This is a genomic window from Kitasatospora sp. NPDC093102 (assembly GCF_040683915.1).
Classification (GTDB): Bacteria; Actinomycetota; Actinomycetes; order Streptomycetales; family Streptomycetaceae; genus Kitasatospora.
The window spans coordinates 2,069-8,735 of record NZ_JBFBFA010000089.1; the positions used below are offsets into that span (position 1 = coordinate 2,069).

Annotated in this window: 2 protein-coding genes and 2 pseudogenes; 1 reads left to right on the forward strand and 3 read right to left on the reverse strand. The window is 72.4% G+C overall.

What is annotated here, in order from left to right; translation table 11 throughout:
* A pseudogene (locus tag AB0O11_RS38315) lies at positions 1–4,002 on the reverse strand (hypothetical protein); the annotation flags it as partial.
* Between the two features lie 150 nt (positions 4,003–4,152).
* On the opposite strand from AB0O11_RS38315, the gene AB0O11_RS38320 reads away from it, so the two are divergent.
* Positions 4,153–4,512 (forward strand): hypothetical protein, encoded by a 360-nt coding sequence (locus AB0O11_RS38320; protein WP_363396955.1) that lies wholly within the window; start codon positions 4,153–4,155, stop codon positions 4,510–4,512.
* Between the two features lie 322 nt (positions 4,513–4,834).
* On the opposite strand, the gene AB0O11_RS38325 is transcribed toward AB0O11_RS38320, so the two are convergent.
* Positions 4,835–5,125 (reverse strand): helicase associated domain-containing protein, encoded by a 291-nt coding sequence (locus tag AB0O11_RS38325; RefSeq protein WP_363396958.1) that lies wholly within the window; start codon positions 5,123–5,125, stop codon positions 4,835–4,837.
* Between the two features lie 60 nt (positions 5,126–5,185).
* Positions 5,186–6,667, reverse strand: a pseudogene (locus AB0O11_RS38330) (hypothetical protein); the annotation flags it as partial.

Here is a 6,667-nt window from a genome sequence, read left to right on the forward strand (position 1 = left end):
GTGGGCCCACGGCGGCTCGTCGTAGGGCTTGCTCACACTGCGGTGATCCGGGTGGGAGAACACCACCGTCTTCTGGTAGTCCAGGCCCTTCAGCTTGACGCTCCACCGGAATTCCGCCCCCGCCCCCTTGGGCCTGGCCGGCACTGTCATGGTGAGGCCGAGGACGGTCTCGTCGCCGGGTTTGCAGGTGCCGCTGGTGGCGGAGGGAAGGACATGATCGAAAAACTCACCGCCGTCGGGCGTGGTGAACCGCACCCGCCACACCCCGTCCGTATGCCGCAGCACACCCGTCAGATCCTGCTCGCCGAAACTCCCCCGCCGGGACAGCGGGATGGTGATCGACAGGCCGTGGCAGTTGATCTTGGTGGGCGCTGAGCGGACGGTGAAGGGGTGGTCGGGGATCCGGCGGTGGAACCGCGTCACCCCACCCGCCTCCCCACCCGCCGGCAGACCCCCACCCACAGGCGCCGCCGCGATCTCGTCGGCCGGCCGGCCGGCATCACCGGCGGGTGTGTCGGTGGTGTGTGCGGGGGCGGTGGTGATCTGGTCGGCGTGGGCGGTGACCGCGTTGCGGGCGAGGGCGTGGATGTCGGCGGGACGGAACTTCGGGGGAACGGCCTCCATCGCCGCGAGCGCGTCCAGGTAACGTTCGGCCAAATCCGCCACGACGGCATCCGACTCCGACGGCACACCGCCACGCGACAGGCCCCGTTCCTGCGCCACCCCCACCGCGAACGCGACCGCCTCCGCCCGCGCCTCACCACCGAAAGAACCGGCACCCGGGCTCCCGACCCCGCCCACCGGATCCTCCCCGACCCCGCCCACCGGGTCCTCTCCGGCCCGGCCCGGCAGCAACTCCTCACCCCGGCCCGGCAGCAACTCCTCACCCCGGCCGGCCAGCGCCTCCACGCTCAGCACCCGATCCTCACGACACATCGCCACGGCATCGGTCAACAGACCCCAGCGGCGCGCTGCACCCGGACTCTGCCCGCCGGCACCGGTCACCGTCAGCAACGCGTCGATCCGCCCCCGCACCCCCGCACCCGTGTCGCCGTGGTCGGGAGCCAGTTCGTACAGCCGGTGCAGGGCCTCGAAATGCTCTTCGTCCGCCGGCAGCAGATGTTCCTCCAGGAACCCGGCATACGACATCACACGCTCCCGCCACACCGCCCCGGGACACGCGTCGAGCACGACGTTCACCCCATGCGCGAACACGAGCCGCTCCACACTCAGCCCCGCCCCGGCATCCATCCCCAACGCCGTGCCCGCCGCACGCCGCAGCCCCTCCACACCCGCCCCCACCGGCAACACGTACCGCGCCAGCTCACCGAGCGAACCACCCCGCAACGCCCGCACACCGTGTTCCTTCAACTCCCCCGCCAACACCACCAAAGCAGCCTCCACCCGCCCGTCCACCACCGGCGACCCACCCCCCACACCGCCCACACCACCCGTACCGGGCAGGTCACCGGCACGGGCGGAATCCCCCAGCGCGGTACGCGAACGCTTGGGCCGGAACGTCACCGTCGAACCCGCCGGCGAAACACCCGCCGACCCGGGAACAGGACGCTTGCCACGACCGCGCCCCGGAGCACCCGTACCACCGCCACCATCGCGCCCGCCACGACCGTCACCGACACCCGGGGCCACACCGGCCCCGGCTCCGTCACCGACCGTGCCCCCGACCCCGGTGGGCCCACCACCACCACGCTGCTTCCGCAACTCGTCACCCTTCGTCCGGGCACCAGCGGGCAGAACGAACCGACGCCGATCCGCAGCCGTCGCCTGACGCCCCGCCGCATCACGAAACACCCCCACCACACCACCACCCACACCGCCACCGCCATGCACCGTCCCGGAAACGCCACCACCGCCACCCGCGATGGCGGTGGCGGTGACGCCGAAGACGGTGGTGACCGGATGCCCGGCAGGAAGAAAACGCCCGGCACGAACCAGCTCGCCGGCACTGACGTCCTCACCCATCAGACGCCGAACAGCGAGCTCACCCGCGAACGCCGCACGCAACGCCACGACCTCCACGGGCTCCGGCACCTCAGCGGCCGGCGCGGGACGCCCCTCCGGCGCCACGATCATGTTCAACTCCACCCGCAGCCACTGCCGGTGAACCCGGGACAACCCCCTCCACCACCCGACCAGATCCACCCGGTCAACACCCTGAACCTCCCTCACCAACGGATGCCCCTGAGCCTTCGCCACCGCCCACGGCCAATGCGGCTCACCACTACGCCAATCCCCCCGCTCATACAACCCCCCACCCACACGCACCACACCATCGGACAACACCCCACCACCCACACCCCCACCCACACCCTGACCCACACCCACACCCACACCCGAGGCCGGGAGACCCCCATGCGCGGGGCGTGCCGGCCGGTCGGCCACGGTCCCGGCAGCCGCCACCCCGCCCTCGTCCCGGAACACCCCCACCCCGAAACCCCCCACAGGCACGTGCAACGAAACAGAAGACCCCTCGACAACCGGCCCACCGCCGTCGTGCCCGACTCGCGCGTCGGACACGACACCCGGATGCGGCACGACCGACACAGCCGACTCCGACACGACACCCCGCGAAACCCCGACCGAAACCCCGACCGGATCCGCGACGGGGACCGAACCCGGCGCGCGGTGCGGCGGCAGCTGGTCCCGGCCGGGACGGGCGTGTCCCGCCACGGCACCGGCACCGGTATCGGTGGGGTGGCCCGACCCGGCGGTGGGTATCCGCAGCTCCTGCCGGTCGGCCCGGTCGTGGGCCCCGCCGGTGTCGGCGGGCTGCGTCACCACGACCTCGTGCGACACCCCGCCCGGCCTGTGTGCGTCCACCGGGTCCGGGGAGAGCGACTGCGGCCCGTGTGCGACCGCCGGCCCTGCCACCCGCTGCGGTGTGGGGTCCGGGACGGGTGCGGGCTCCGGGGCCGGCTCGCCCGCCTGGTGGCCACGGGCCGGCCCCTGCCCCTGCCCCCGCCCCTGCCCGGGACCTTGGCCTTGGTCCTGGGTCGAGGTCGGGGTGGGGGTTTTCTCGGGCCGGTCGGGGTGTGGCCCCTGGGCCGGGGTTTTCCCGGTGTGGGGCGCGGGGGTTTCCGGTGTCGCGTGCGGCGGCGACGCGCTGTGGTGTCGGGTCTGTTGGTAGTGGTGGGTGGCGCCGCCGATCGCACCGGTGCCGGCGCCCGCGGCGGCGGCGAGGGCGAACGCGGTGGGGTCCCATGGGCCGTTCTGCCAGGCGGTGGAGATCACCATGCCGGCCTCGCCGCCGATCGCGCCGCCCAGCGCCCCGCCGGCGGTCTTCCGCAGCAGGTCCGGACCGGCCAGACGGTCGCCGAGTCCACGCCCCGCGACGTCCCCGATGCCGCCGGCGAGGCCGCCGACGGCGGAGATGAGCAGGGAGGTGGCGTCCAGTCCCTGTCGGTACTTCGCCGCCTCGATCGCCTGGACGAGGGCGTCCTGCCCGGCGCCGAACAACGCACCCGAACGCATCGCCCCCAACAGCTCCGCCACGATCTCGCTGACGGATCGGCGGCCACCGGCCATCACCGCGGGTACCAGCGCCGCCGAGGTCCCGCCGGTCGCGGCGATCGCCCACGCCAGCTGGGCGACCGTCCACAGGGTGATCGCCGCGGTGAAGCCCAGCATCAACTGCGCCCGGTCCACCTCCCGGGCCTGTTCCTCCAGTGCGGTGGCGCCCTCGTCCAGGGTTCGGGCGCCATCGCGGGCACTGTCCCCGACACCGACCAGGGTGGAGGCCATCATCGCCCCCGCCCCCGGCATCGCCACCCCGGCGCCCGCCACGGCCCGCTCCACCGCCAGTACCCGGTCGTTGACGAACCCCGCCGCCCGCCGCAACGCCCCCGCGCCCGCCAGCAGCCCCGCCGGGTCCGCTTTCGGGTACGACGACCCCGAGATGGCCCCCATCAGCCACGCCCACCACGACGGCGTCTGTTTCCCCGACCCTCCGAGGTTGACCATGCCGGACAACACGTCACCCACAGAGGACCTCGACACCGCAAATCCTTCCAGACCCAAAGAGCGGGAACCCCACCCACGACCGGACCGGATTGGAGCGGACCGATGGGAACACAACCGGGAAGACACAACGCGACACACCGACAGGGACGTTCAACCAACGAGGGGACGGGCGTGCCACCCCCGCCACGCCCAGTTACAGCGCTCGAGACCTCGCTGCGCCGCCAGGGCGCCCGTACACACGACCTGCGGCTGTGGCCCACCGTCTACCCCCAGACCGGCCGTGAGGGGCTGGCGCCGGCCGCCCTGGTCCTTCAGGCCAGCCGCGAGCGCCACCGGCCCGACGCAAAGCGGCTCACCCCACAGCAGAAGGAGAAGAAGGCCGAGCCGGACCACGAGCGGCCGCCGCACCGCATGGCCGAGGTCAAGGCCGCCGCCGAAGCGTGCCGGCACGCCCCCGCGTACGGCGGCGACGCTGTGAGGTTCGGCCGTGGTGTCACTGGGACGTTCGGATTCGTGTGTCACCGCCATTGAGGTGCATTGGCGCTGTTCACGGGAGGCCGGACAGGTTGATCACGGTGACACCTTGCAGAACATCGCGGTGACGCGAAGCCGTAGCGGACGGTGTCGTGTTCGCCGTATCTCCTTTGCCTTGTCGATCTCGGCCTTCATCCTCCGCCCGATTCCCTCACGGCCATCGCGCCATCGGATCCGGGGACCGCACCACTGCGAGCGCCCAGCGCCTCTGCCCCACAACGCGGGAAGGCCGCCACCCGCAGGTGACGGCCTGCCAGTAGTTTCTCAGGGCCCCGGCAGCCTACCGCCGGAACCTGCCACCCGGACCGGGGACGGCCCGCTACGCCCACTCCACCCCGTGCTCGGCCAGCTGCGCGAGCTGGCCCGGGGCCAGCTTCGCCCGCCTCGCCTTCTGATTGTTGAGCCAGGTGCCCAGCGCGAAGTACGACACCACCACCTGCTCCTCGCCACCGGGGCCGGCCTCCACGGCCTCCACCTGCTCCTTGTGCGGGCGGGGAACCCGGGGATGCCGCTCCCGCTCCACGAACCGCGCCAGTGCCGCCAGGCCCTGCGCGAACCGGTCCGTGCGGGACACCTTCGGCTTCGCCTCCGCGGCGGCCTTCGCGGCCACCAGCTCGGCGTCGGCCTCAATTCCGAGCGCCGACAGCAGATCCCGCTGCTCCTGGGGGGGTTATGGGCCGGTTGGGTGGTCGTCGTCGGGGATGTGTGTGGGGGGGAGTGGGGTGCCGAAGGTGGTTGGTGGGGTGGTGTGGGTGGTGTGGGTGGGGTGTGGGGCGTAGAGGGCGTAGAGGGTGTCGAGGGTGTCGGGGATGTTGGCGAAGCTTGTGGTGAGGGGTGGGGTGGTGGGGGTGGTCGGTTCGTGTTGTTCGGTGTTGGTGGGTATGCCGTTGAGGGCGTTCGGGGTCGGGTCGTTCGGGGGCGCGGTGGGCGGCTGGGTCGCTGCCCCGGTGGCGGTGGCGGTGGCGGCGGGGGTGGTGTCGTGGAGGTGGGGGGTGGTGTGGGTGAGGTCGGAGGCCGTGTGGTCGGGGGGGTCGGACAGGGGTGCTGGGTGGGTGTGGGTGTGGTGTTGTGGTGGGGTGTGCGGGTCCGTGTCGTCGCTGGTGGCATGGGCGTCGGGTGTCGCCGGGTCCGTGGGGTCGGGGGGTGGCGGGCTGGGGATGTAGAGGGGGGACATTGCCGGTGCTTCGAGGAGCGTGGCGTCGGGGGTCGTGACGTTCGCGGCGAATGCCTGGTCGGCGTTGGTGTGGGTGTCCTGTGGTTGCGGTTGCCCTGACTGGTTCGGGGGGGTGGCACGGGCGGGTTCCGGCGAGAAGGCCGGCCTGGTCGTTGTGGGGAACGGTTTGGTGGTGGCGGGGGGGTAGGTGGCGAGCAGAACGTCCATCTCGTCGACGTCGGCGGAGGTGATCTCGGTGTCGCTCTCCGGCATGGGAATGTCGTCGAGGTTGAGGAACGTCGCGGCGGGCGTGAGGACGCGGTCTACCTCGTCTGCCTCGGCGTGGTCCGTCTCGGGGGTGTGGGTGGTGTCCGGGAGGGTGCCGGCGCGGTCCGGCGTGGTTTCTTCGGTGGCGCTGTCGTGGGGTGGTGTCCCGGTGGCGTGGTGGATCGTGTCGGTGGTTGGCCAGCCGGGGGCGGGGTCGGGGTCGGTGATGAGCCAGTCGTCGAGGTCCATGTCCGCCGGGTCTGGTGGGGCTTCCCGGCTTGGCGGCTGGGCTCCGGCATCTGCCGCACTTTCGTCATGAAGGCTGGGTGCCGGGGTGTCGCCGGGCGCGGGCGCGCCACCGTGGGCGGCCGTGCGGGCGGCGTCCAGAGGTTCGGTGACAGTGGCGGCGCGGCCCGCCGCCTCCCGGGCGGGCACCTCCCGGGTGGGTTCGGGGGTGGTGGGGAGGTCGTGTTCGTCCTCCCAGTAGCTGTTGTCGTCGTGTACCCATGGCATCGCCGTCAGGTCGTCGGTGCTGTCCCCGGCCCCGAACAGGCCGTGGAGTGCGTCCACGTTCCAGAGCCCGTCGCCGGGTTCTCGCGCGTGTGGGAACCCGGCGAGGGGTCCGCTTTCGATGTCGCTGTTGTCGTCGTGTACCCATGGCATCGCCGTCAGGTCGTCGGTGCTGTCCCCGGCCCCGAACAGGCCGTGGAGTGCGTCCACGTTCCAGAGCCC